Below are 25,339 nucleotides of genomic sequence, written 5' to 3'. Positions count from 1 at the left end.
CATAAAAATACTTAATTTTACAGCATGATTTCGAAGCAGACCATAGACAAAATTTTCTCAACGATACGTGTAGAAGAGATAGTAGGAGAGTACGTTCAGTTGAAAAGAGCGGGGTCTAATTTTAAGGGACTCAGCCCATTTCATGAAGAAAAGTCACCCAGTTTTGTTGTTTCGCCAAGTAAGCAGATCTGGAAGGACTTCTCTACAGGAAAAGGAGGGACTGCCATCTCTTTCCTAATGGAAATTGAGAACTTCACTTATCCTGAAGCACTTCGTCATGCCGCTAAAAAATACGGAATTGAAATTGAAGAAGATCTGCGTGAAATTTCCGAAGAAGCAAAACATGCCCAAACGGAAAAAGATCTATTGTATAAAATTCATGAAGTTGCCAATACTTACTTCCAGGAAATCCTTTGGGATGATCAGGAAGGTAGAAGCATAGGACTTGCTTATTTTAAAGAAAGAGAACTTAAGGATGATATCATTAAGAAATTCCAGCTTGGATATTCTCCTGAAAAGAAAAACGCTTTTACTTCATATGCTCTTGAGAAAGGATATACTAAGGAAATCCTTGAAAAATCCGGACTTTCTATTTTCCCGGAAAATACTCCGGCGGGAGTTGACAGATTCCGTGAAAGGGTAATTTTTCCGATTCATAGTTTTTCAGGGAGGGTTTTAGGTTTTGGAGCCAGAATTCTTAAGAATAATGTAAAAACAGCGAAATATCTCAACTCACCGGAAACGGAGATCTATCATAAATCCAATGTTCTTTATGGATTGAACCAAAGCAAGCAGGCTATTTCAAGAAAGAATGGCTGTCTTTTGGTGGAAGGATATATGGATGTGATTTCCCTTCACATGTCCGGAATTGAAAACGTTGTAGCGAGTTCAGGAACTTCCCTTACCACTGAGCAAATCAAACTAATTAAGAGGCTTACAGAAAATGTAACCATTCTCTTCGACGGAGACAATGCTGGTATCAAAGCCAGTTTCCGAAGTATTGATATGCTTCTGACAGAAGGTATGAACATTCGTGTCCTGCTTTTCCCTGATGGTGATGACCCGGATTCCTTTGCCAGAAAACATCCGCAGGAATATGTTGAAAAATACATTGAAAATGAAGCGATGGATTTCATCGACTTTAAAGCGGAGATTCTGTTACGGGATGTTGGAAATGATCCTATCAAAAAGGCTGAGGCCATCCGTGACATTGTAAAATCGGTTTCCTTCGTACAAAACGCACTGAAAAGAGAGGTGTATCTGAAGGAGGTTTCCAATAAATTCGGTCTTTCTGAGCAGAGTCTTTTCAATGAGCTGGATGTTCAAAAACAGATTACCCAGAATCAAACTCATCATGTTCAGCAACAACAGAAGGAAAAAGCAGCTCCAAAGTTGGAGATCGTTCCTTTGGATCAGGAAAAAGAAGATCCTTTTTTGTTTGATGTTCTGTTTATGGAGAATAAGTTGGTGGATCACATGCTGATGTTTGGTGACGTTGTATTGAAAAGAAAAAATGAGAACAACGAAGAATATCAGATTACAGTTATTGAAGAAATTCTCCATCATTTTGAAGAAGAGCAGTATACATTTTTAGTCAAAGAAAATGAGATCATTATCAACCAGGTAAAAGAGGGGATTCAGAAAGATGAGTTGAGAAGTGGAAACTTTTTTGTATCTTTTATGGATGAAGACATTACGACAAAGGTTGTAGATGCTTTGATGCCGCTGGACGAACTGGAAAACTGGGCATCAAGAAATATTTATCCGCCTAATTATGGAGATAAAGTTGCAGATCAGATTCAAGGGGATGTTTTACTGCACAAATACAGATATATTGATTATCTGATTACAGAAACAGCGAAGGAACTGGACCAATACAGCAGCACTGATGAAGTAAAATATTATGAGCTGATTAAAAAAATCACTCTGCTGAAACAAGCTTCTATCAGATTAAGTAATATTATTGAATATTCCCCGATTAAAGGAATCTATGTCAATAGAAAAAGATAGTTTAAAGACAAAAGGAGTCAGTATTCTATGACAAAAAGTCCTATAAAATTTTAGGAATAAATATTGTAATTTAAACATCGAAAATATTATTAAAATAATACATAATACAAATATGGACATTAAAAAGGAATTCAGAGATTTCTCTGTAAAACATTTAGGAAACAACGGTTTGGCTACCGATCAGTATATGGGAATGTATGGCCCAACGAACTTAACTCCGTACATCATGGAAGAAAGAAGATTAAACGTTGCTCAGATGGACGTTTTCTCCCGTTTGATGATGGACAGAATTATCTTCCTTGGAACAGGAATTGACGATCAGGTAGCGAATATCGTTACTGCTCAGCTTCTATTCTTAGAAAGTGCAGACCCTTCTAAAGATATTCAGATCTATATCAATTCTCCTGGTGGTAGCGTATATGCAGGATTAGGTATTTATGACACCATGCAGATCATTAAACCTGATGTAGCAACAATCTGTACGGGGATGGCTGCTTCAATGGGAGCTGTATTGTTGGTTGCCGGAGAAAAAGGAAAGCGTTCTGCGCTGAAGCACTCAAGAGTAATGATTCACCAGCCTTCAGGAGGTGCTCAGGGAGTAGCTTCTGATATGGAGATCAACTTAAGAGAGATGTTGAAGTTAAAGCAGGAGCTTTATGACATCATCGCTCACCATTCAGGACAAACTTACGAATGGGTTGAGAAATCTTCTGACAGAGATTACTGGATGACTTCTGAAGAAGCTAAGAGCTACGGAATGGTAGATGAAGTTCTTCAAAGAGCAGAGAAAAAATAATTGATTGTATAATCATCATGAAAAACGCATCCCAATCGGGATGCGTTTTTTGTTTTAGCCACCGCTGCACGAATTTTTATTATATATTTCATAGTGAATTACTATTACGAAGAAAATAACAATTGAAGACGTGATAATTCCCCTCCTCCGAAGGGGTGTCAAATCGAAGATTTGACGGGGTGGTTCAATCATTCCCCTTTCTTACTTCTTCACAATCTTATGCACCGTAGAACCACTTTTGGTCTTAATCTCAACCCAATAGACCCCGGATTTTAAAGACTTAACATTAATTTTTGTTTCCTGTGAAGCCATTACTTTTTGTCCCAAAGAAGAATAGATATTAATCTCTCTGATATTTTCAGAAGTTTCAATCTGAATGAAATCACTTGTTGGATTAGGATAAATGTTGAATGATGCTTTCTTATATACAGAGGCAACAGACAATGTCGCATTATTTGCTTCAGTAGGAGTGAAAGGACTTCTTTCTCCAAAGCTTAATCCCAGCCATGTATTGTTACTTAATTGGATCTGACTCAGATCAGTCTTTTTTGCCAGCTTGAAAGGTCTTTTCCGGCATATAACTTCCATCTTTCTGTTCCAGAGGTGTTTCCAGAGAACGTATTTAATGATAAACTGGAAACCTGATTATTGTTGGAAGTAAAATTGAAATAAGCAGCCTGTGACTGGATAAGCTGTAGAGCTTGTTCCGCTGTGATACTGCCGTTATATTGAATTCCAAAAACGAAGGAATTAGCTTTTCCACTTGAATTATTGGTTCCGAAATCTACAACAACAAGGCTTTTATTGTTTCCTGTTCCTATCCAATTGGTGATTTGGGATAAGGTGTACCATTGAGAACTGTAGGCTGGTACCGGAGTTGATGGTGGTGTGTCGATGAAATCAAGACCATAAGTAATGCCAAACCACAGCCCGTCTGTTAAAGCCGTATACCCTACACCATTATTTTGATTGGACATATTTCCGGCAGTTGACCCGGTCCAGGTAATCCAGTAATCATCAGTACTTGGAGTATGGTGATTATATTTGAAACTGTGTAGAAATCCTGAAGGAATGTCAGCCTCTATTTTAGGTTCTGCAGCCACAATCGCATTGATCATGTCTTCGGCTGTTAAATTATCATCATCAAAACGATAGCCCCATGCATAAGATTTAGGAGTATTATTATCATTGAAATCAGCAATGAAATAAGCCTTTTTAGAACCGGTTCCCACCCAAAACTTAATGTCGTTTTCTGTAAACTGGGCAAAGAAAAACTGCGTACAAAGCAGTAAGAAAAAAAGATAGATTTTTCTCATAATATAATTAAATTAAAGTTTTATTCCCGAAACTTATTTATCTACAGGATGATCTTCAGCCTGAAACTAAATGTGTATTTAAGGCAGGTCTCCTGGCTCGCATCCTATAGCCAACCTTCCCGGATCCTAGCCCAGTGGTATTATTAATAGCTATAGGTAAAACAGCTTACAGTTGCGGGTACAGCTCAAGATTTAAATAATATTCTCACTTGATTCCCTATTGTGAACAGTGTTCAACCTTAAAAACGGTGCAAATATATCATATAAATTTTGATATCTGTTTTGTGAATTATAGATCAGGTTTCAGTGTTTTCTGATGATGGATTTTGTTGATTGATAATGAATTGCTACTTTGTTTTTGATTTCCCGAATCAAATAGGGTATTTCATTGTTTATATTGAATTCATCTTAGTATTCTATTGTTAAAATACAATTATCATTGTATTCAAGATCAGTTTACAATCAATTTATACTTTCGCGCCATAAAAGTTACTATGAAAAGAATACTATTATCTGCTTTGATGATGGCTGCATTGTGGTCATGCAAAGATGATGACAACAATATGAATAATCCAGATATTAATTATTCTAAACTTCCGCAGGAGTTTCCATTTTCAAAACTGGCAACAATAAATGGAGTAGATGTCATTAATGGTGGATTCGGATCCGGAGCGGCAGCTCATCCCACAAGAAAAGGTGAGTTTTATGTTATTACAGACCGTGGCCCCAATACCGATTATAAGAGCGGGAAGAAGTTTTTAGCACCTAATTTTACGCCTACTATTATGCATTTTAAAATTAATGCTGAAGGAAAGGTGGAAGTGATTAAATATATTAAACTTAAAAACCCATCCGGTCAGCCTATCACAGGGCTTCCAAACCCTTTAGGAATGGGAAGCACGGGTGAAGTAGCCTATGATGAAGCAGGAAATGAGTTGGGTACGGATAAATATGGTTTAGACAGTGAAAGCATTGTAGCGGCACCTGATGGTACATTCTGGGTTTCTGATGAATATGGTCCACATATAGTTCATTACAATGCAGATGGAGTGGAGATGGAAAGGATAAGCCCAATGGGTGTAAATACAGGAACTAGAAAATTACCCGCTGTTTTAGCAAAAAGAAGAGCGAACAGAGGAATGGAAGGGCTTTGCATTACTCCAGACGGAAAAACATTGGTAGGAACAATGCAATCGATGATGTTGGTTCCTTCAAAAGCTTTGGCAACTAATACGACTTTAACCAGAATTGTAACTTTCGATATTATTACAGGGCAAACGAAACAATATATTTATAAACAGGATGGCGGAGCTTCTGATTCGGTTTGTGATATTACAGCATTGGGGAATAATGAATTCCTTGTTATTGAAAGAGATGGTAACTTCGGAACACAGGGTGGAATTAAAAAGGTATACAGAATCAACCTAAGTGATGCAACAGATGTAACCGGAACTGATCTTGCGGCCGTAGACGGAATGAAAGTAAATGGAAAAGCTTTGGAGCAATGTACCTGGGATGAGCTTACCAACGCAGGAATTAAGCCTGTGACTAAAAAATTAGCTGTAGACCTTGTTGCAAAGCTTGGTTATGAACATGATAAATTTGAAGGAATTGTTTATTTAGGAAATAATAAACTGGCTGTTTTCAATGATGATGATTTTGGAGTAGTAGACGACGGAAGCGGAAACCCAAAAGCTAAAATCCTTCCTAAAACCGGGAAGGTTGACAAAGGAACTATGTATATAGTCGATATTCAATAATTAGATTTTTTTAACGGAAAACGGCGGAATTTATTCCGCCGTTTTTTATTGTATATCATTTGAATGGTTCAATAGAAATGGGCTTTAGTCCATTTAAATGAGAAATTAATATCCATTGACTTTAGCCAAAACCTATAATAAAAAGCCCCTGAAAATAAATTTCAGGGGCTTTTATATGTATATTATTCGTCTCAATATTAGTTGAAAGCCTCAATAATCTTAGAGAAATCCTCTAATTTCAAAGCAGCACCTCCGATAAGACCTCCGTCAATATCAGGCTGAGAGAAGATTTCCTTCGCATTATCAGGTTTCACAGAACCTCCGTAAAGGATAGAAACCTCATTAGCAACCTCTTGCCCGTATTTAGAAGCAATGATGTTTCTGATGTGTGCGTGAATTTCCTGAGCTTGCTCTGGACTTGCTGTTTCTCCTGTTCCGATAGCCCAAACCGGTTCGTAAGCGATTACAACTTTTTTGATCTCTTCAGCAGAAAGCGTGAAAAGGGCTACTTCAGTTTGGTTTTTTACTACCTCAAGGTGCTGTCCTGCTTTTCTTTGATCAAGAGTTTCTCCGTTACAATAGATTGGAGTAAGACCTTTATCTAAAGCTAATTTTACTTTTCTGTTGCAGTGAGAATCTGTTTCTCCGTGATATTGTCTTCTTTCAGAGTGTCCGATCAAAGAACCTGTTGCGTCTATAGACTCCAACATATCAGCAGAGATTTCTCCTGTGTAGGCACCGCTTTCGTGCTCACTCATATCCTGAGAGAATACTCCGATCTCATCCTTTTCAAAGATATCTTTAGCCATCATTAAATATAAAGATGGTGGAGCAATCCAAACCTCACAGTTCGTTGCATTATTGTTTTTATAGCTTAGCAATTGAATCATTAATTGTTGTGCATCAATTACATTTTTGTTCATTTTCCAGTTGCCTGCAACTATTTTTCTTCTCATAAGATTTATATATTGATTTATTTTACTTTTTAATTAAACTCACAGTTTACATCTGCGTTATCTGCAAAATCTGCGTGCTTTATTTTTTCTCTCGCAGATTAGTTTGATTTAGCAGATTAATGTAGTCGTAATAGATCTTTACAGATTATTGACCACTCTTTTTATATTATCTAAAATATTGGTTGTATTAAAGTTAATTAATAGTCCCAGTTTCTTGTCAGACAATCTCAAATAAGTATATAATTGTTTATAATAAACATTATCAAGCTCTTTTACAGATTTTAATTCTAAAATAACTTTATCTTCCACTAAAATGTCAATTTTAAAATTGATATCAAATTTTTTATTGTCATAATAAACAGGAAGTAAAACTTCAGATTTAACGCTCAATCCATTTTCTTCTAATTCGTAGATGAGAATTTTTTGATACACAGATTCCAGTAAACCAGGACCTAGCTGATTATAAACCTTGAAAACAGACTTTCGTACAATATATGAAATTTCATTTTCTGTCATAAAGTATCAATCTGCGCTATCTGCAAAATCTGCGAGAGCTTTATTTATTGATCCCTTCCAATTTAAACATGAAAGCATACACCAAAGCCAGATCCTTCAGATAATCAAACCTTCCGGAAGCTCCACCATGGCCATAGTCCATGTCTGTTTTTAATAATAATACGTTTTTATCCGTTTTCATATCTCTCAGTTTGGCTACCCATTTAGCAGGTTCAAAATACTGAACCTGAGAATCATGCAGTCCTGTTGTTACCAATAGATTCGGATAGTTTTTCTTTTCAATATTTTCGTAAGGAGAATAAGATTTCATATAGAAATAAGCCTCCTTATTGTTAGGATTACCCCATTCATCATATTCGTTGGTTGTCAAAGGAATGCTGGTGTCAAGCATGGTATTGACAACGTCTACAAAAGGAACCTGAGAAATAACACCATTCCAAAGGCTAGGGCTCATATTCGCGATAGCCCCCATTAAAAGTCCTCCGGCACTTCCGCCCTGAGCATATAAATGTTTAGGTGATGTATATTTTTCTTTCACAAGATATTCTCCGGCATCAATGAAATCGGTAAATGTGTTTTTCTTTTTCATCATTTTCCCGTCTTCATACCATTGTCTTCCCATTTCCTGACCGCCACGGATGTGAGCAATAGCATAGGCAAAACCTCTATCCAGAAGACTCAGTCTTGTGCTGCTGAATGTAGCATCCATAGAACTTCCGTACGAACCGTAAGCATAAAGAAGAAGTGGATTGTTTCCTTCTTTTTTCAATCCTTTTTTGTAAACAATAGATATTGGAATCTGGGTTCCGTCTTTTGCAGTAGCAAAAAGTCTTTCCGTTGTATAAAGATCTTTGTTGTAGCCACCCAGAACTTCCTGTTGCTTCAAAAGATTTCTTTTACCCGTTTTTAAATCCTGTTCATACTGAGAACTTGGGGTAATCATGGAAGTATATCCGAAGCGGAAATTATCCGTGTTATACTCAGGATTTCCTGATGGATAAACAGTGTAAGCAGCTTCATCAAATTTTAGAAAATCCTTTTTACCTGTTTTCCTGTCATAAATTACCAACTGAGAAAGCCCGTTTTGTCTTTCACTGAACACAAGATAATTCTTAAACTCAGTAATTCCTTCCATCAGAACCTCTTTTCTGTGAGGTATAAAATCTTTCCAGTTCTCAACACCTGTTTTGTTTAAAGGAGTTTCTACAACCTTAAAGTTAAGAGCATCCTTATTGGTGGTAATTAAAAATTTATCTTCCAGTGGAGTGACATCATACAGGACATCCTTTATTCTAGGCTGAAATACCTTGAATGTTCCGTTAGGGTCACTGGCATCAAGATACCTGGTTTCAGAAGAAGTGGTAGCCTGAGAATAGATCATGATGAATTTCTCATTCTTGGATTTTCCTACCCCAATATAATTGGTTTTATCCTTTTCCTCATATACAAGGGCATCCTTTGAAGAATCAGTTCCTAGGGTATGTCTGAAAATCTTTTCCGTTAAAAGAGTTTCCGGGTTTTTTGATGTATAAAATATTGTTTTGTTATCATTCGCCCATGTGGCTGATCCTGTTGTGTTTTTAATACCCAGATCCATGGTTTTTCCTGTTGACAAATCTTTTAAAAATAATTTATACTGTCTTCTGGATACATCATCCACACCATAAATCATTTTCGTATTATCCGGACTGATAATGAAGCCTGAAGCAGAATAATAGGAATGACCCTCAGCCTGTTGATCTACATCCAGAAGAATTTCTTCAGGGGCGGTAAGGCTTCCTTTTTTTCTACAATATTTAAAATACTGTTTTCCAGCTTCCGTACGGGTGTAATAATAATATCCGTTTTTAAAAACCGGGACAGACTCATCTTTTTCCTTAATTCGAGCTTTCATCTCCTGGAAAAGCTTTTCTCTGAAAGGTTCTGTATCTTTCATCATGCCTTCCCAATAGGTGTTTTCAGCCTTTAAATAATCAACAACTTTGGTAGAATCTTTTCCTTTTTTAAAATAATCGATCATCCAGTAATAAGGATCATTGACCTTATCACCATGAATCTCTCTGATGTGTTCCTGCTTTTCTGCAACAGGAGCTTTCAAATCCGGAAATTTCTGAGATTGAAATGTAGATGCACTCATTACTAATAGTCCTAGATAAATTTTTTTCATGGTATTTTTGATTTAGGAAGGAATTATAATCCCCATAAGTTTTTCAGCAGAACATAGAAGGTATGCTCTTCTTCAGTGACCTTATTGTCTGCTTTAATCAGAGACTTGGCAAACTGAGCAAACTTTATACGTTCATCTTCTGTAGAATCTTCAAGGAAACATCTTCCATGAAATTCAAAATGATCTTTCCATTCTTCAGGTTGTAAAAGAGCCAATGTTTCAAGTTCATTGTCAAGGTTCATTCTGAAGGGAAATTCATCTGCCAGATATTGCTGTACCAGCATTCCTTCTTCAGGAGCGAATTCTCCGTCTACAGAAGAAAGGATCATTAATAAGTGGTAACCGGCGATAGATTTATTTGATTTTTGCATAATGTTTAATATTTCTTTATTAAATAGTCTAAACTATTGTCTTCTAAAATTTTGTCGAGATATTTACCTCTGCTGCTGGATGCTCTTTGGTACGGGGCAAATTTCTCAGCAACTTCGTTGAATTCTTTATTCAGCTGTATAAGTTCTTCAGTCTCATTTTCATTCAATGTTTTTTGAGAAAATAAGGTGTTGAAATGTATTAATTTTTTTACAGCAATTTCTTTCCTTACAATGTCTTCTTCAGTAGAATTGATGGTACATATTCCATATATTCCGTTACAATAAGCTTCCCACTCACTCTCAAAGATCTCTTCGAGTTTTTCCTGATCATTATTAAAAGCATTATGATAGGCAAAGTTCCTGTCAGGATGTTTCATGAGATTCTGAATGAATTTTTCTCTGAATTCTGCTTTATATTCATGCGAATCTTTCGTTTCTTTATTCTTCTGAATCAATGAAATACAGTTTTTGCTAAAATATTTCTCTGTAATTTTAGTTTGAAATTCATCATTAAGGGGAGAGGTGATCTTTATACTTCTGGTGACTACATAAGAAGCTTCCGGAACCAGATGATTTTGAATAAGTGCATTCAGTTTATCCTTCGTAATTCCCGTTATATCACATAGTTTTTCTTCTGTAATATAATTTCCGCTGATGTATTCAAAATTTGATTCCATAGCTTGGTTTATTTAATGTAATCTTTAGCAGGCTGTTTGTCAATAATTTTTCCGTTCTGAAGAACCAGTACAAACGGGTTGCTTCTTGCAATGGTTTTAATGGCGGTACCATCCATCATTGCATTTTTAATGGTTTTAAAAGTTTTCTGATCTGTTGAAACTCCATAAATAAGTGCTCCTTTCTGAGCATTTACCTTAGCTTCTACCTTTTGAAGAAGATCAGATGAAACTTCTTTCGGATGGTAAGAAAATACGAGAATTGCTTTTGGAGCTTTGATGATTTCATCGGTAAGTTCCATTCCTGTAGGATCTTCAATCTTGAATTTTACAATCTCAGATTTATAGCCTTCTTTTACAAGTACAGATTCATTTTTACCATCCTCAATTTTCCAAGGCGAGCCTTCTGCCCAGTATTTTGTTTCCTTGATATACTCATCCTGATTCACCTTTATGACTTCACCTGTTTTTTGATTTTTCAGAGAATAAAAAGTCTTATATTCTGAAGGGTTTTTATTGATTTTTTCTTTTTCTCCTTTAATATCTGTTCCTATTTTATAATCACGGAAGTCAATCATTGGTTCGTGCATAATTCCCTGGGCCATAATGTAGATCATTCCCAAAGAAAATACAGCGAAAAGAATATACTTGAACTTTCCTGTAGATTCTTTTTTACTGCTGCCATACTCATCCGTTTTACGGAAATCTTTTTGTACAGGACAAACAAAATAATCAATCCTACAAGAAGAGCTACATCTTTAAAGAAACTCTGCCAAGGCGTAAATTTAATGGCATCTCCGAAGCATCCACAATCTGTAACCACATTGAAATAAGCGGAATAGAAGGTAAGGAAGCCAAAGAATACACAAAGTGCAATTAAAGCTGATAAGGTAAATTTAAGCTTCATTTTCAGCAGCAGCATAAATCCAAGGAAAAGCTCCAGTATGACAACGATAATTGAAAACAGTAGGGCAAATTTTTCAAAAAACGGCATATTGAAGACTGCAGGTGAAAAATATTCCTCCATTTTAAAGGAGAATCCTACCAGATCCACAGCTTTTACAAAGCCTGAAAGGATAAAAATGACAGCGATAATAAAGCGTAATAAACCTTTGATCATGTTAAATAGTTTTGGGTTCGAATTGGTTTTTTTGTTCTGAGAATTTAATCAGACAGAAAACAGCATAGTTCAGCATATCGAAATAGTTGGCATCAAGGCCTTCTGATACGATGGTTTTTCCCTGGTTGTCTTCAATCTGTTTGGTTCTTAATACTTTCTGATAAATAAGATCTGTAATAGAAGAGATTCTCATATCTCTCCATGCCTCACCATAATCATGGTTTTTTCTCTCCATTAAAGCCTGAGCTTCTTGGGAATATTTGTCATACAGATTTAAAATTTCCTCCTTATTTTCATTAAAATCATTGGAAAGACCTTTTTCAAGCTGAATAAGACCAATGATAGAGTAGTTGACAATTGCGATAAATTCATCCTCTTCACTCTCATCCACCATTTTCACATCAGTCATTTGCAGTGTACGGATTCTGTTGACTTTGATATAAATCTGATCCGTAATGGAACTTGGTCTCAAAACCCTCCACGCAGGTCCATAATCCTGTAATTTTTTACTGAAAAGATCACGACACTGACTGATAACTTTCTCGAACTGTACTGATGTTTTTGACATAAAATTTCTTAATCTTCCAAATATACGAATTCGGTTTTGTTTATGAAACGAGTCTGAGGGGAATCATGTTTGAGGGTTGTAGAGTAGGAGTGTAAGAGAGTGTGAGAGTATCGAGTGAAAATAAGTAATTAAAGAGATCTAATTTCTGGATATTAGCTTCCTATTCCAAGTGCAAATCGCTAATTTTGCAGGAGATAAAATCATTTATCAATTATCATTCATCATTTATAAATTCCTATGCTTTCAAACTCTCAAACTCTCGATCCCTCAAACTCTCAAACCCATTCTATTAACTGTAATGGCAGACTGGTACAACTGGATACTCCAAAGATCATGGGAATCCTGAATTTGACGCCAGATTCATTCTCAGATGGTGGGAAATTTAATGATGAAAAACTGGCATTAGTGCATGCAGAAAAACTATTAAAAGAAGGTGCTGAAATTTTGGATATCGGTCCACAATCTACCCGTCCTAATGCTGAATTTCTGACCAGTGAAGAGGAAATTGAAAGGATTGGAAATGTGATTTCTAACATCAAAAAGAGTTTCCGGAAGCATTGATTTCTTTGGATACTTTTTATGCTGAAACTGTAAAGTTTGGATTCAATGAAGGGATAGATATGATTAATGATATTTCAGGTGGACAATATGACGAAAAAATGTTTGATACAGCGGCAGAAACTCAGCTTCCTTACATTTTAATGCATGTCAATCCTTCCTATAAGACCATGCATGATAAAATTAAGTTTGAAGATATAACATTAGAGGTCAACAGATACTTTTCTGAAAAGACCAATGAGCTGTTGCAAAAAGGAGTAAAAGACATCATTTTAGATCCCGGTTTTGGCTTTGGAAAAACGGTTGACGATCAGATGAAAATGATTGATGAGGTTGAATATCTTGGATTTGGAAAATTTCCCTTATTAATCGGGATTTCAAGAAAATCATTTATCTATAAACCGCTTGGAAAATCTCCGCTTGACATCAATGAAGAAACGCAGAAATTACACCTGAAAGTTCTGGAGCAGGGAGCTAAAATTTTGAGAGTTCATGATGTAGCTCAAGCAAAGGAAACGCTCAATCAATTTTTACAGAAAAAATAAAAAGTGATAAAAAAACTTGTAGGTTTTTAAAAAGTTTATACATTTGCAGTATGAATTTTACGAATCAGAAAAATATTATTGTCATTTCTATTGCAGCTGTTGTCATTTACAACAGTCAGGAAACGGCATTTTAGAATAGATTTTTCTTAAATTATATAAGCCGTTTCATTTTGAAGCGGCTTTTTTTTATTTTAATTTTTTAGAGTACAATTATGTATCAGTTATTCGCAGTAATTATTATCGTCATTATTATTCCCTTACGTGTGTGAGACGGAAGATGTATGACTGTACATATATTGAGCCCTCTCACACTGTGAGAGGGCTTTTTTTATTCCCGATTTTTAAATTTTAACCCACTATAACATGTATTACAACGACGACACGGTCATCTATTTTGATGGAAACTTCATGAAAGCCAAAGACGCAGGAACCAATCTTTACGGACAATCTCTTCATTACGGATATTCAGTTTTTGAAGGAATTAAATCTTACAACACTGCCCATGGAACAAAGATTTTTAAAGCAAAAGAACATTATGAAAGGCTGAAAAGATCCGCAGAATTGATGCACATTCCTTTCGATTATTCTGCAGATCAGCTTACAGATCTTACGTATGAACTGCTGGAACTGAATGGCTTTACAGATGCTTATATCCGTCCTTTGGTCACCTGTTCACCCAATATGTCCCTTTCAAAAGGCAAAGAATCTTACTTATCTCTCCTGGCTTGGGAATGGAGCAACGGTTATCTGGCAGATAAAATGAAAATCATGACTTCTCCTTTCCAACGCCCTAACCCGAAAGCTTTCAAAGTGGAAGCTAAAGTAGGCGGACACTATGTAAACTCCATTTTAGCTTGTCAGGATGCCAAAGATAAAGGGTATGATGAAGCCTTGGTACTGGATGAAAATGGAAATGTTGCAGAAAGCTCAGGAGCGAATGTCTTTTATGAAAAAGACGGAACATTATTCACCCCGGCAAAAGGAAGCATCCTTCCAGGTATCACAAGACAGACTGTTTTTGAAATATGCAATGAACTGAATATTCCAGTTAAAGAAACCTTCTTCAAACCCGAAGAAATGAGAGGGGCAGATGCCGCTTTTTTCTGTGGTACAGCCGCTGAAATCGTTGCATTGGATTCCCTGGATGATGTTCCTTTCACAAAGCAATGGGAAGATACTGCAAGTGAAAAGGTACAACAGGCTTATTCAAAATTAGTGAGAGTTCTGTCATTGTAAATTTTAAAAATTCAAAACATTGATTATTAATTAGTTATAATCTGTTTTTAAACAATTGGATATTGTAGTTTCAAAAAAACTGAGCATTGAAAAAATATTACAAGCTGTAGTTTTGAACCAAAATTAAAGAAAAAAAGAATCACTTAAACAGACTGGAAGATCAGCAAATGCAGGAAAATATGTTAAATAAATATTCAAAAACATTCACACAAAACAGTGAGCAGCCAGCGGCAAAAGCCATGTTATACGGAATTGGCTTTACAGAAGAAGATATGTACAAAGCACAGATCGGGATTGCAAGTATGGGGTACGATGGAAATACCTGTAACATGCACCTCAACGATCTGGCCAGAGTCGTCAAGAAAGGGACATGGGATCATGGATTGGCAGGGCTAATCTTTAATACGATTGGAGTAAGCGATGGGATGAGTAACGGAACTGATGGGATGCGCTATTCACTGGTAAGCCGTGATGTAATTGCAGACAGTATTGAAGCTATTTGTGGTGCCCAGTATTACGACGGATTGATTGCTTTGCCTGGTTGTGACAAGAACATGCCCGGAACAATCATCGCAATGGGAAGACTGAACAGACCTTCATTGATGGTATATGGCGGAACCATTGCCCCAGGATGTTATAAAGGTGAAACTTTGAATATTGTCTCTGCTTTTGAAGCCTTAGGAAAAAAGATCGCAGGAGAAATTTCAGAAGAGGATTTTGATGGAGTGGTTAAAAATTCCTGTCCCGGTGCAGGTGCCTGTGGAGGGATGTATACTGCGAATACAATGGCATCTGCCATAGAAGCATTGGGAATGAGTCTTCCATATTCATCTTCTAACCCAGCTTTAAGCAAAGAAAAACAAGATGAATGCCTGGAAGCAGGAAAATATTTGAAGATCCTTCTTGAAAAAGATATCAAGCCTTCGGATATCATGACCCGTAAAGCTTTTGAAAATGCACTCCGTCTGATTGTGGTTTTAGGAGGCAGTACCAATGCAGTTCTTCACTTCATCGCAATGGCTAAAAGTGTGGGAGTTTCTATTACTCAGGATGATTTTCAGGCAATGAGTGACTGCACGCCCGTTTTAGCTGACTTGAAACCAAGTGGAAAATATCTGATGCAGGACTTGTATGAGCACGGAGGAATACCTGCTGTAATGAAATATCTATTGGAAAAAGGATTGTTACACGGAGACTGTTTAACTGTTACTGGAAAAACATTAGCTGAAAATCTGGAACATGTAGCCGGATTAGACTTTAACACTCAGAAGATTATAAGACCTCTATCAAATCCTATAAAACCAACCGGACATTTGAGAATTCTATACGGAAATCTTGCTGAAAAAGGAAGTGTTGCCAAGATAACAGGAAAAGAAGGAGAACGGTTTGTTGGAAAAGCCCGTGTATTTGATGGTGAAAAGAACCTCATTAAAGGGATTGAAGACGGAACCGTACAACATGGAGATGTGATTGTAATTCGTAACGAAGGACCAAAAGGTGCTCCCGGAATGCCGGAAATGCTGAAGCCAACAAGCGCTTTGATTGGTGCAGGATTGGGAAGCAGCGTGGCCTTGATTACAGATGGAAGGTTCAGTGGCGGAACTCACGGTTTTGTTGTAGGACATATCACTCCTGAAGCTCATGAAGGTGGATTAATTGCTTTTGTAGAAGATAATGACCTGATTGAAATTGATGCGGTAAATAATACCATACAGCTAAAAGTTTCGGAAGAAGAGATTGAAAAAAGAAAGCAAGGCTGGCAAAAACCTGCTTTAAAGGTGAAAAAAGGATTGCTTTATAAATATGCATTAACCGTATCATCCGCCGCTGAAGGCTGTGTAACGGATGAAATTTAAAATCAGAGAGTATGAAGAATTTAAATCAATCAATAGCTACAGAACTGAGCGGAAGCCGGATTATTCTTGAAGCCTTTCTTCAGGAGGACGTGAAAACGGTTTTCGGTTATCCCGGTGGTGCTATCATTCCTATTTATGATGCCCTTTATGATTACAAAGATCAGTTGGAACATATTCTGGTTCGCCATGAGCAGGCGGCAGTACATGCAGCACAGGGATTGGCCAGAGTTTCCGGGAAAGTAGGAGTGGTTATGGCAACGAGCGGTCCGGGAGCAACCAATTTAGTGACAGGTCTTGCAGATGCTTTATTAGATAATACTCCGCTGGTATGTATTACAGGACAGGTATTTGAACATCTTTTAGGAACAGATGCCTTCCAGGAAATAGATGTTATGAATGTCACCAGCCCTGTTACCAAATGGAATTATCAGGTAACAGATGCCAATGAACTTTCTGAAGTATTAGCTAAAGCATTTTATATCGCGAAATCGGGACGCCCAGGACCGGTACTTATTGATGTGACGAAAAATGCCCAGTTGCAGAAAGTTGAATACAAGGGATATTCTCCCTGCCATTCTTTGAGAAGTTATAAGCCAGATCCTGCACCGTCGCTGGAACATATTGAACAGGCAGCAGAACTTATTAATAAAGCAGAACGTCCTTTCATCATTGCGGGACAGGGGATTATGCTTGGAAAAGCAGAACGTGAGTTTTTAGAATTTGCAGAAAAAGCAGGAGTTCCGGTAGCATGGACTGCTTTGGGGATGGGTGTTTTGCCTACAGATCATCTACAGGCAGTAGGAATGGTAGGAATGCATGGAAATTACGGACCTAATATTCTTACCAATCAATGTGATGTACTGATTGCCGTGGGAATGCGCTTTGATGACCGTGTAACCGGAAGATTGGATCAATATGCTAAACAGGCTAAGATTATTCATTTTGACATTGATTGGTCAGAGATTAATAAAAATGTAAAAGCAGACGTTCCGGTTCTTGGAAACTGTAAAGACACTTTACCGATTCTTACAGCACTAATTCAAAAAAGAGAGCATTCGGAATGGCATCAAAGATTTAAAGACTGTCTGGAAGTGGAAAGTATCAATCTTATTAATGAAGAGCTGTATCCCAATGAAGAAGAAATGACGATGGGAGAGGTGATCAGATGTCTTAATGAAATAACCAAAGGAGAAGCGGTAATTGTAACGGATGTAGGTCAGCATCAGATGATCACTTGCAGGTATTCCAACTTCCAACATTCCCGGACCAATATTACCAGTGGTGGATTGGGAACAATGGGATTCTGTCTTCCTGCGGCAATAGGAGCGGTTTACGGAGAACGAAATCTTCCTGTTATCGCAGTAATGGGAGATGGAGGAGCCCAAATGAATATTCAGGAATTAGGAACAATCATGCAGTATCATCCTGAGGTTAAAATTCTAATTCTGAACAATAGCTATCTGGGAATGGTAAGACAGTGGCAGGAACTTTTTCATGAAGAACGGTATTCTTCCGTAGACATCCAGAGTCCGGATTTTGTTCAGGTGGCAAACGGTTATCATATTCCGGGAAGAAAAGTTGCTCAGAGAGAAGACTTGAAAGAAGGATTGGAAGAAATGCTTAGTCATAAAGGAGCCTTTTTGCTGGAGGTGATGACAGGCAAAAAACACAATGTATTTCCCATGATTCCTCAGGGAAAAAGTGTTTCAGAGATTGTATTGAATCATAAATAATAAAATCAACAGAAATGAGAACAGAAAATAAAGAATACACCATAACAGCCTATACAGAAGATTGTTTGGGGCTTATGAGCAGAATCAATGCTATTTTTTCAAGACGGAGGATTTCTATCACCCATTTTAATATGGGACCGTCTGAAACTGAGAATGTAAAAAAGTATGTGATTACCATCAGAGAAACAGAAGAATCTGTTCAGAAGATCACCAGACAAATGGAAAAACAAATAGATGTATTGGAGGTTCATTATCATAAAAATCCATACCTCACAGCAATAGAATACGCTAGCTAAACATAACAAGGTAATTATATACAATGCGGTTGCCTTATTATTATGAGTCTGTCATTCTGAATACAAACTGAAGGTTTGCGAACGTAGTTCAGAAGTGAAATGAAGAATCTAAATCATATTATGAGATTCTTCCTTTGTCAGAAATCGAAGATTCGGCGTAGCCAATGACAGTAGAGTAAAATTGTATATAGTCAACAAAATTAAAATAAACAACAAAATAAAATTATAGAAAATGGCAAAATTAAATTTCGGAGGAGTAGAAGAAAATGTAGTAACAAGAGAAGAGTTTCCACTAAATAAAGCTCAGGAAGTATTAAAAGATGAAGTAGTAGCCGTAATTGGTTATGGAGTACAGGGACCAGGGCAGGCACTTAATCAAAAAGACAATGGAGTTAATGTAATCGTAGGGCAGAGAAAGAATTCTAAATCCTGGGATAAGGCTGTAGCAGACGGTTTTGTACCGGGCGAAACTTTGTTTGAAATTGAAGAAGCTTTAGAAAAAGGAACCATCATCTGTTATTTACTGAGTGATGCTGCACAGATTGAATACTGGCCGAAGGTTAAGCAACATCTTACTCCCGGAAAAGCATTGTATTTCTCTCATGGTTTCGGAATTACTTTTAATGAACGTACAGGAATTGTTCCTCCGGCTGATGTAGATGTGTTTTTGGTAGCTCCAAAAGGATCAGGAACTTCATTGAGAAGAATGTTCCTTCAGGACAGAGGATTAAACAGCAGCTTTGCCGTTTATCAGGATGCCACAGGAAAAGCAAGGGAAAGAGTAACAGCTCTGGGAATTGCCATAGGAAGCGGGTATTTATTTGAAACAGATTTTAGAAAAGAAGTTTACAGCGATCTTGCCGGAGAAAGAGGAACCTTGATGGGAGCCGTACAGGGAATATTTGCTGCACAATATGATGTATTGAGAAAGAATGGGCATAGTCCGTCAGAAGCATTCAATGAAACGGTGGAAGAATTAACTCAATCACTGATGCCTTTAGTAGCAGAAAACGGAATGGACTGGATGTATGCAAACTGCAGTACAACAGCTCAAAGAGGAGCTTTAGACTGGTGGAAGCGTTTCAGAGATGCCACTTCTCCTTTATTTGAGGAATTATATGATAATGTTGCCGCAGGAAATGAAGCTCAAAGATCCATCGACAGTAATAGCAAACCTGATTACAGAGAAAAATTAGAAGTAGAGTTAACAGAGCTAAGAGAAAGCGAAATGTGGCAAGCAGGAAAAACTGTACGAAGCCTGAGACCGGAGAATAATTAATAAAAAACAATGATGAGGACGGGAGAAACCTATTTATCCGTATTGGATACTGTTTACAAGGCAGCAGAAAGACTTAAAAATGTGTGTGTCAGAACGCCATTGGCTGTTAACAATAATTTATCAGGAATTTATAATGCTCAAGTACATTTTAAAAGAGAAGATCTTCAAAGAGTAAGATCGTATAAAATTCGTGGGGCTTATAACAAAATGTCTACCATGCCAAGAGAAGATATTTCCAGAGGTATTGTTTGTGCCAGTGCCGGTAATCATGCCCAGGGAGTTGCTTTTGCATGCCATACAATGAAGGTGAAAGGAACTATTTTCATGCCTTTACCCACACCGGGACAAAAACTGGAACAGGTTAGGATGTTTGGTGGAGACTATATTGATATTGTTTTGCATGGAGACACTTTTGATGAAGCAAAAGAGGCTGCGATGAGGTTTTGTAATGAAAATAACGGAACATTCATTCATCCTTTTGATGATCCTGCAATCATTGCAGGGCAGGCGACAACTGCATTGGAAATTCTTGAGCAGTCGGAAGAATCTATTGATTATCTCTTTGTTCCGATTGGAGGGGGAGGTTTGGCTGCAGGTGTTTGTTCTGTTTTTAAAGAATTGTCTCCTCAAACTAAAATCATTGAGAGTAGAACCTTCTGCCGCTGCAAGTATGAAAAAGGCTTTGGAACACGGTCAACCTGTCCATCTCGAAAAAATCAGTCGTTTTGTAGATGGTGCAGCCGTACAACAGGTAGGAGAGCTCACTTTTGAACTTTGTAAAAATACTTTGTACGATGTAGTCACGGTAGAGGAGGGGCTTGTATGTGAAACCATTCTTTCCTTATATAATAAAGATGCTATTGTGGTAGAACCTGCGGGTGCTCTTTCTGTAGCAGCGTTGGAAAAATATAAAGACCAATTAGAAGGAAAGAATGTAGTTTGTGTTATCAGTGGAAGCAATAATGACATTACCAGGATGGAAGAAATCAAAGAAAAAGCTCTGCTGTATGCCAACTTGAAACATTATTTTCTGGTAAGATTCCCACAACGTCCGGGAGCATTGAAAGCTTTTGTAATGGATGTGCTTGGGCCTAATGACGATATTACTTTTTTTGAATACACTCAGAAAAATTCAAAAGAAAAAGGAATTGCGGTAGTAGGAATAGCGCTGAAACAGAAAGAAGATTTTACCCCTTTAATGGACAACATGAAAAGACAGGATTTTTTTGTAAATTATCTCAACAATGATCCGTCTTTAATGAACCTGCTGATCTAGCAGTTTTATAGCGTTGGAATCCAGTATATGTTTATTATCCACTAATACACAAATAAAATCATTCGTGTATTAGTGGTATTATAACAAGAAAACTCCGGCTCACATTCGTGAGCCGGAGTTGATTATTTATCTTTCAAGCGTAAAATTTGAAATGACTTTCGGACGTTCAACCTCGTTGGCTACTTTCCAGGATGTTCTGTACATCCATTCTGTCATTTTATACAGCTTCTTGTAGTTGATGTTTTCAGATTCATCTTGTGGAGTGTGATACTGATCATGCAGCACACTGGTGAAAAATATGGAAGGAATACCTACTTTAGCATACGGAAGGTGATCGCTTCTGAAATAAAAATATTCAGCATGATTCGGAGAATCCCAATCTTTTAAATACTTGAATTTTGTACTTTCGTTATTAGCATCTTCGGCCATTTTTACAAGCTCTTCAGAGTTTTTATGCGGCGCATTTCCACCTAATAAAGCGGCTTCATTATTATCATTTCTTCCGATCATGTCACCATTCAGTACCGCTACAATATTCTCTTTCGGAACTACAGGATGGGCAGCATGCCATCTTGAACCTAATAATCCTCTTTCTTCAGCTCCATGGAAAACAAACAGAATACTTCTTTTTCCCGGTTGCTTTTTATAAGCTCTCGCCATGGCCAGCATCGCAACACAGGTACTTGCATTGTCGTCAGCACCATTGTAAATCGTGTCGTTTTTTACAGGATGTCTGATTCCGTCATGGTCCTGGTGTCCGCTCAACAGAACATATTCTTTTTTAAGGACAGGGTCTGTTCCTTCAATTTTCCCGATGATGTTTACTGAAGGATATTTGTACGTTTCCGTCATCAGGTTAAGAGCAACTTTAGGATTGTTTTTTACCCAGGCAGCATTTTCTCTTTTGATCCAAAGAACAGGAATATTGTTGGTGATTTTTTCTCTAAGCCCTTCTACACCATAGGTTCCTCTTGTCATTTGAGGAAGAACTTCTACCCAGCTTTTTTCAGAAATATCATCCGTGATGAAAATGATCGCTTTTGCTCCCAGTTCATTTGCTTTATTATAATATTTTGTTCTTACAAATCCGGGATATCTTCTTACAAAAAGAGTCATTTCCTTATCAATGTTTTTGTCAGAAGCATTTACAGCCAGTACTTTTCCTTTAAGATTCAGTTTGGCAAGATCTTCAGGTTCAGTATTTCCGGCATATACAATTTCTGCATCAACAGAAGCATTTACAGGTTCTGCAACAAGGTAGTCTTTCCATAGTTTCAATGGAGTATCTCCAATTTTCAGACTGCTCTGTGGAGTGGTCTGATGCCTGTACATATCAAAAAACTGGAAAAAAGTCCCATGGTCACCAGCAGGTTTCATTCCTGTCTCTTTGGCTTTATCTGCCAGCCACATGGATACCTTTAATTCATCTAAAGTTCCTGCTTCACGGCCCCAGAACTGATCTGCTGCCAATTCATACATGTCTTTTCTGAGATCAGTTTCTTTAATAGCTGATACCAGAGGTTTTTTATAGCTTTGAGCACTTCCGATACTGAATAAAAAAAGACCCAGTAAAGAAAAAATATAATTCTTATTCATTGGCTTTTAATTTAAACTGCCAAGCTTATCAGTAAACTGTTTGGAGAACTCTTTTCTGTCTTCTTCCAGTTTCTCTGCATCAGCTGGTAAAATATAGTTGAAAAGGATTTTACCTTCATGATCTAAAAATATGATTTCTTTTTCATTCCCATCAATCATCTGTGAGAAAATAGCCCACATGGAAGTATCTTTTAATTTTAATAACTCAAAAAAGCCTTCCGCTTTGATCTCTATTCTTTGCATATTATTGTATGTATAATTTATTCTTGATTAAAATTCAAGGAATTTCAATTTAAACTGAATAGCAAAATTCTGTTTAAAGTGTGGCGTAGCATAATATCCCACTCTATAAAATAACCCCAGATTGAAATAGCTGGAAAGGAAGTTATTCCATTCCAATCCTACCTCCTGATACAGGTGATCCAGTTTTTTAAACTTGAACTGATGGTATTCCGGATGTTTCATATCACCAATCGTTCCACGCAGTACAAAATCAAAGCTGGAAACATTATGTCCAAAACTTTTGAAGTACCAAGGAAGTTTATGGGTGAAATAATAAGCAACAAATTTATCGTTATAATATTTCCCACCTTCCAAAGTAGCAAACCCAAGAAACGAAGTAAGGTTAAAATTAAAATCCTTGCCCGGAGAGGCTAGTCCGTTCATCGTAAAGTTCTTCCAGATGGGAGCTTCTCCTAAAACCAGTCCACCGTATAATCTGAAACCTGTTGTTCCGATTGGGGTTTTAAAATTATGAACAAAAAGGGCATCAAAACGGGAATAATTGAAACTTCCACCCGCCATTTTATAGCTCTGCTCATAGTTGAAATACAATTCAGGATATTTTTGATCGATCAGAGATTTTCCCTGAGGTGTCATAATATTAGTAGAATTCGGTGAATACTTTAATGTAAACAATGTATTGAAGTTCTTGAAAGAAGACCCGCCATCTCTGAACTGATAATCAAACTGGGCTTCCTCAATATTTCTTCTTACAGCAAAGGCTAAGGTAAGGCCATTTGTAACATCATTCAGATAAGATAATGAGGCACCTTTGAAGTGGAAATACTTATCATTGTTCAGGTTATTTCCAAAGTTCATCATCCGCATTTTGAAATTCCAGAGTCTTCTGTAGAATTCCCCGGAAGCAGTCACATCATCATAAAAATCAAACCTGAAAAAGGAATTCTTTTCCAACGTTGTTTTGATATCGATTCCCATCCCGTATTTCCATCTTCGGTCTTTTACACCATAAGCAAAATAATAATCCGGAGAGAAATAAGGATTGAAATTTTCATTGATTTTAGCCTTTAATCCCAATCGAAATCCTTCGTATGAGTTATAATTGGCGATTTCATCCACAGCAAAATCCACGATACCTACTCTGATTTGCCCGTTAAGCAATCCTGAAATGATTTGTGCTTTGCTGTCAATTTTATATTTCTTACCAAGACTGTCAATGGTTTTGTAAGTATTCTGTTCCCTTTCTGTAAGCGGTTCAGTTCTGTATTGATTCAGAGAATGCCCGTCAATGCTTTTTACAGAGAAAGTATACCCTTTGAAATCCTGGGGTTTTTCTTCAATCGGAGAAGCAAAGTCAAAATATTTTGAGGTAAGAAACGCGTAAGTACCAAAGCTTTTTTTATCTTTTTTGTCGGTATGTTCCTTGTCGTCCATAGCCATTTTTCCCATTTTAAGCTTGGTCGTTTCATGGGCAAGGAACCATTTATTGTTGTAAAAAATCCAGGTACTGGTGATGATACCGTCGTTCTTGTTTTTACTGAAGTTTTCAATTTTTTTGATCCCGTAAGTCTCAGTGTCAATATAGATGGCTCCTGTGTACTTTCTTTTTTTATCCGGATTTTTATAGTTCACCTCACGAAAACGGATGACAAAGTTTTTCCTTCCGTCAAGTTCTATGGTATCAGAAAGAAAATATCTGTAAAGCCCTCTGTTTTCTGGTTTTACCTGCTCGGGAACAATATCTCTGTTACTTTGCTGAAGCGCAATCATTTCATAGACTGGCTGTTTTAGACCCGAAATTCTGTTATCAAGGATATTGATCTTTTCACCGTATTTTTTGGAATATAAAAACTCCTGGGCTCTTTCCCAAAGGAAGAGTTTGCTCTTCGCAAAAATTTTTCTTGCACTGATGTTATTCAGGGAGTCCTTTTCCCTCTTTTTCTTGAAGAAGTTCAAATCATTAAAATACTGATTGAATTGAGTCAGACTGTCCTGGTCAATATCAAGGGAAATTTTTTCGTAAGACTTATAAGTGTAAGAACTTAAGCTTTTAGGAGAGTTTTCATTGAAGAGCTTATTTACCTTTTTCAGAATTTCCAAAGCCCTGGGATCACTTTTATCTTCAATCACTACCGTTTCAATATTGGTGGTTTTTGAAGTTTTTTTGGTCAGGAAAACTTCCATACTGCTTTCTACAGTGGCTATTTCCTTTTGGTATGATTCTGCTTCAACTTCTATGTTTTTGCATTCCGCTTTAAATTCCAGAATTCCCTGTGTGTTGGTATAGCCAAGAATGGTACTGTCACAGAAAATCTTAGCTTTTGATACGGGTTTTTGACTGGCGGCATCTACAACTTTAATTTTAAGCTGTGAATACCCCAAAAAGCATATCAGGAAAAAAAATAATTGTAAACCCCTTTTCATGTAAAAAAACTAGGTAAAATTAATAATATTTATTGTGGTAGAA

Annotated in this window: 21 protein-coding genes, 2 pseudogenes and 1 riboswitch; of the genes and pseudogenes, 10 read left to right on the top strand and 13 right to left on the bottom strand. The window is 37.0% G+C overall.

Annotation, left to right across the window (positions count from 1 at the left end; all coding sequences use genetic code 11):
- The first annotated feature begins 24 nt into the window (after window positions 1-24).
- Both dnaG and clpP read left to right on the top strand, forming a co-directional pair.
- Window positions 25-2,010, top strand: a complete 1,986-nt coding sequence (gene dnaG / locus H5J24_RS15250) for a DNA primase (RefSeq protein ID WP_068942178.1) — start codon at window positions 25-27, stop codon at window positions 2,008-2,010.
- Between the two features lie 112 nt (window positions 2,011-2,122).
- Window positions 2,123-2,806, top strand: coding sequence for an ATP-dependent Clp endopeptidase proteolytic subunit ClpP (clpP, locus tag H5J24_RS15245; protein ID WP_068942181.1), 684 nt, complete (start codon window positions 2,123-2,125; stop codon window positions 2,804-2,806).
- 201 nt (window positions 2,807-3,007) lie between these two features.
- On the opposite strand, the gene H5J24_RS15240 is transcribed toward clpP, so the two are convergent.
- Window positions 3,008-3,394 carry a T9SS type A sorting domain-containing protein gene (locus H5J24_RS15240; protein ID WP_232815638.1) on the bottom strand — a complete coding sequence of 129 codons (387 nt, stop codon included), beginning with the start codon at window positions 3,392-3,394 and terminating at the stop codon, window positions 3,008-3,010.
- Window positions 3,340-4,122, bottom strand: coding sequence for a hypothetical protein (locus tag H5J24_RS15235; RefSeq protein WP_232815637.1), 783 nt, complete (start codon window positions 4,120-4,122; stop codon window positions 3,340-3,342). The genes H5J24_RS15240 and H5J24_RS15235 overlap by 55 nt, the downstream gene beginning before the upstream one ends.
- Window positions 4,123-4,187: 65 nt before the next feature.
- Window positions 4,188-4,379, bottom strand: a riboswitch (cobalamin riboswitch).
- A gap of 237 nt (window positions 4,380-4,616) precedes the next feature.
- Here H5J24_RS15235 and H5J24_RS15230 point away from each other — a divergent pair.
- Window positions 4,617-5,882 carry an esterase-like activity of phytase family protein gene (locus H5J24_RS15230; RefSeq protein ID WP_068942185.1) on the top strand — a complete coding sequence of 422 codons (1,266 nt, stop codon included), beginning with the start codon at window positions 4,617-4,619 and terminating at the stop codon, window positions 5,880-5,882.
- A 197-nt stretch (window positions 5,883-6,079) separates the two neighbouring features.
- Here H5J24_RS15230 and tpiA read toward each other — a convergent pair whose 3' ends face one another.
- The 8 genes from tpiA to H5J24_RS15195 all read right to left on the bottom strand — a co-directional run bounded on the left by tpiA (window position 6,080) and on the right by H5J24_RS15195 (window position 12,254).
- Window positions 6,080-6,838 carry a triose-phosphate isomerase gene (gene tpiA, locus H5J24_RS15225; protein ID WP_068942187.1) on the bottom strand — a complete coding sequence of 253 codons (759 nt, stop codon included), beginning with the start codon at window positions 6,836-6,838 and terminating at the stop codon, window positions 6,080-6,082.
- Between the two features lie 138 nt (window positions 6,839-6,976).
- On the bottom strand, window positions 6,977-7,354 hold the full coding sequence (locus H5J24_RS15220; RefSeq protein ID WP_068942189.1) for a GxxExxY protein: 378 nt from the start codon (window positions 7,352-7,354) through the stop codon (window positions 6,977-6,979).
- A 40-nt stretch (window positions 7,355-7,394) separates the two neighbouring features.
- A complete protein-coding gene (locus H5J24_RS15215) occupies window positions 7,395-9,521 on the bottom strand; it encodes a S9 family peptidase (protein ID WP_068942191.1) in 2,127 nt (708 codons plus the stop codon).
- Between the two features lie 23 nt (window positions 9,522-9,544).
- Complete coding sequence (locus H5J24_RS15210) at window positions 9,545-9,892, bottom strand: tellurite resistance TerB family protein (RefSeq protein ID WP_068942193.1); 348 nt, start codon at window positions 9,890-9,892, stop codon at window positions 9,545-9,547.
- A gap of 5 nt (window positions 9,893-9,897) precedes the next feature.
- Entirely contained in the window at window positions 9,898-10,569 is a 672-nt protein-coding gene (locus tag H5J24_RS15205) for a DUF6058 family natural product biosynthesis protein (RefSeq protein ID WP_068942195.1), read from the bottom strand.
- Between the two features lie 8 nt (window positions 10,570-10,577).
- Window positions 10,578-11,183: a hypothetical protein gene (locus H5J24_RS25985; RefSeq protein WP_346729915.1), complete on the bottom strand. Its 606-nt coding sequence runs from the start codon at window positions 11,181-11,183 to the stop codon at window positions 10,578-10,580.
- Entirely contained in the window at window positions 11,180-11,686 is a 507-nt protein-coding gene (locus H5J24_RS25980) for a MauE/DoxX family redox-associated membrane protein (protein WP_346729914.1), read from the bottom strand. The genes H5J24_RS25985 and H5J24_RS25980 overlap by 4 nt, the downstream gene beginning before the upstream one ends.
- A gap of 1 nt (window position 11,687) precedes the next feature.
- Window positions 11,688-12,254 (bottom strand): DUF1599 domain-containing protein, encoded by a 567-nt coding sequence (locus tag H5J24_RS15195; protein ID WP_068942199.1) that lies wholly within the window; start codon window positions 12,252-12,254, stop codon window positions 11,688-11,690.
- Between the two features lie 237 nt (window positions 12,255-12,491).
- Here H5J24_RS15195 and folP point away from each other — a divergent pair.
- From folP to ilvA, 7 genes and pseudogenes are all read left to right on the top strand, one after another.
- Window positions 12,492-13,357 (top strand): annotated as a pseudogene (folP, locus tag H5J24_RS15190) (dihydropteroate synthase).
- 363 nt (window positions 13,358-13,720) lie between these two features.
- Entirely contained in the window at window positions 13,721-14,593 is an 873-nt protein-coding gene (gene ilvE, locus H5J24_RS15185; RefSeq protein WP_068942203.1) for a branched-chain-amino-acid transaminase, read from the top strand.
- 179 nt (window positions 14,594-14,772) lie between these two features.
- Window positions 14,773-16,449, top strand: coding sequence for a dihydroxy-acid dehydratase (gene ilvD / locus H5J24_RS15180; RefSeq protein WP_185124656.1), 1,677 nt, complete (start codon window positions 14,773-14,775; stop codon window positions 16,447-16,449).
- An 11-nt stretch (window positions 16,450-16,460) separates the two neighbouring features.
- On the top strand, window positions 16,461-18,182 hold the full coding sequence (ilvB, locus tag H5J24_RS15175; protein WP_068942206.1) for a biosynthetic-type acetolactate synthase large subunit: 1,722 nt from the start codon (window positions 16,461-16,463) through the stop codon (window positions 18,180-18,182).
- A gap of 14 nt (window positions 18,183-18,196) precedes the next feature.
- Window positions 18,197-18,478, top strand: coding sequence for an ACT domain-containing protein (locus tag H5J24_RS15170; protein ID WP_068942208.1), 282 nt, complete (start codon window positions 18,197-18,199; stop codon window positions 18,476-18,478).
- A gap of 232 nt (window positions 18,479-18,710) precedes the next feature.
- A complete protein-coding gene (ilvC, locus tag H5J24_RS15165; protein WP_068942210.1) occupies window positions 18,711-19,757 on the top strand; it encodes a ketol-acid reductoisomerase in 1,047 nt (348 codons plus the stop codon).
- Between the two features lie 12 nt (window positions 19,758-19,769).
- Window positions 19,770-21,033: pseudogene (gene ilvA / locus H5J24_RS15160) on the top strand (threonine ammonia-lyase IlvA).
- A 126-nt stretch (window positions 21,034-21,159) separates the two neighbouring features.
- Here the strand turns inward: ilvA and H5J24_RS15155 are convergent.
- From H5J24_RS15155 to H5J24_RS15145, 3 genes are read right to left on the bottom strand one after another with little or no spacing between them, the layout of a single operon-like run.
- A complete protein-coding gene (locus H5J24_RS15155; RefSeq protein ID WP_068942214.1) occupies window positions 21,160-22,629 on the bottom strand; it encodes a M20/M25/M40 family metallo-hydrolase in 1,470 nt (489 codons plus the stop codon).
- 6 nt (window positions 22,630-22,635) lie between these two features.
- Window positions 22,636-22,872: a hypothetical protein gene (locus H5J24_RS15150; protein WP_068942216.1), complete on the bottom strand. Its 237-nt coding sequence runs from the start codon at window positions 22,870-22,872 to the stop codon at window positions 22,636-22,638.
- Window positions 22,873-22,899: 27 nt separating this feature from the next.
- A complete protein-coding gene (locus H5J24_RS15145; RefSeq protein ID WP_068942218.1) occupies window positions 22,900-25,296 on the bottom strand; it encodes a hypothetical protein in 2,397 nt (798 codons plus the stop codon).
- Between the last annotated feature and the right edge of the window lie 43 nt (window positions 25,297-25,339).

Source organism: Chryseobacterium capnotolerans (assembly GCF_021278965.1).
Classification (GTDB): domain Bacteria; phylum Bacteroidota; class Bacteroidia; order Flavobacteriales; family Weeksellaceae; genus Chryseobacterium; species Chryseobacterium capnotolerans.
The sequence above is the reverse complement of the archived record's forward strand: the minus strand, read 5'-3'. Positions and strand labels throughout refer to the sequence as shown.

Bases quoted from the DNA above. Each gene is read 5' to 3' on its own strand.
- dnaG (WP_068942178.1), top strand. From the start codon at position 25: ATGATTTCGAAGCAGACCATAGACAAAATTTTCTCAACGATACGTGTA.
- clpP (WP_068942181.1), top strand. From the start codon at position 2,123: ATGGACATTAAAAAGGAATTCAGAGATTTCTCTGTAAAACATTTAGGA.
- H5J24_RS15240 (WP_232815638.1), bottom strand. From the start codon at position 3,394: ATGGAAGTTATATGCCGGAAAAGACCTTTCAAGCTGGCAAAAAAGACT.
- H5J24_RS15235 (WP_232815637.1), bottom strand. From the start codon at position 4,122: ATGAGAAAAATCTATCTTTTTTTCTTACTGCTTTGTACGCAGTTTTTC.
- H5J24_RS15230 (WP_068942185.1), top strand. From the start codon at position 4,617: ATGAAAAGAATACTATTATCTGCTTTGATGATGGCTGCATTGTGGTCA.
- tpiA (WP_068942187.1), bottom strand. From the start codon at position 6,838: ATGAGAAGAAAAATAGTTGCAGGCAACTGGAAAATGAACAAAAATGTA.
- H5J24_RS15220 (WP_068942189.1), bottom strand. From the start codon at position 7,354: ATGACAGAAAATGAAATTTCATATATTGTACGAAAGTCTGTTTTCAAG.
- H5J24_RS15215 (WP_068942191.1), bottom strand. From the start codon at position 9,521: ATGAAAAAAATTTATCTAGGACTATTAGTAATGAGTGCATCTACATTT.
- H5J24_RS15210 (WP_068942193.1), bottom strand. From the start codon at position 9,892: ATGCAAAAATCAAATAAATCTATCGCCGGTTACCACTTATTAATGATC.
- H5J24_RS15205 (WP_068942195.1), bottom strand. From the start codon at position 10,569: ATGGAATCAAATTTTGAATACATCAGCGGAAATTATATTACAGAAGAA.
- H5J24_RS25985 (WP_346729915.1), bottom strand. From the start codon at position 11,183: ATGATCTACATTATGGCCCAGGGAATTATGCACGAACCAATGATTGAC.
- H5J24_RS25980 (WP_346729914.1), bottom strand. From the start codon at position 11,686: ATGATCAAAGGTTTATTACGCTTTATTATCGCTGTCATTTTTATCCTT.
- H5J24_RS15195 (WP_068942199.1), bottom strand. From the start codon at position 12,254: ATGTCAAAAACATCAGTACAGTTCGAGAAAGTTATCAGTCAGTGTCGT.
- ilvE (WP_068942203.1), top strand. From the start codon at position 13,721: ATGTATTACAACGACGACACGGTCATCTATTTTGATGGAAACTTCATG.
- ilvD (WP_185124656.1), top strand. From the start codon at position 14,773: ATGTTAAATAAATATTCAAAAACATTCACACAAAACAGTGAGCAGCCA.
- ilvB (WP_068942206.1), top strand. From the start codon at position 16,461: ATGAAGAATTTAAATCAATCAATAGCTACAGAACTGAGCGGAAGCCGG.
- H5J24_RS15170 (WP_068942208.1), top strand. From the start codon at position 18,197: ATGAGAACAGAAAATAAAGAATACACCATAACAGCCTATACAGAAGAT.
- ilvC (WP_068942210.1), top strand. From the start codon at position 18,711: ATGGCAAAATTAAATTTCGGAGGAGTAGAAGAAAATGTAGTAACAAGA.
- H5J24_RS15155 (WP_068942214.1), bottom strand. From the start codon at position 22,629: ATGAATAAGAATTATATTTTTTCTTTACTGGGTCTTTTTTTATTCAGT.
- H5J24_RS15150 (WP_068942216.1), bottom strand. From the start codon at position 22,872: ATGCAAAGAATAGAGATCAAAGCGGAAGGCTTTTTTGAGTTATTAAAA.
- H5J24_RS15145 (WP_068942218.1), bottom strand. From the start codon at position 25,296: ATGAAAAGGGGTTTACAATTATTTTTTTTCCTGATATGCTTTTTGGGG.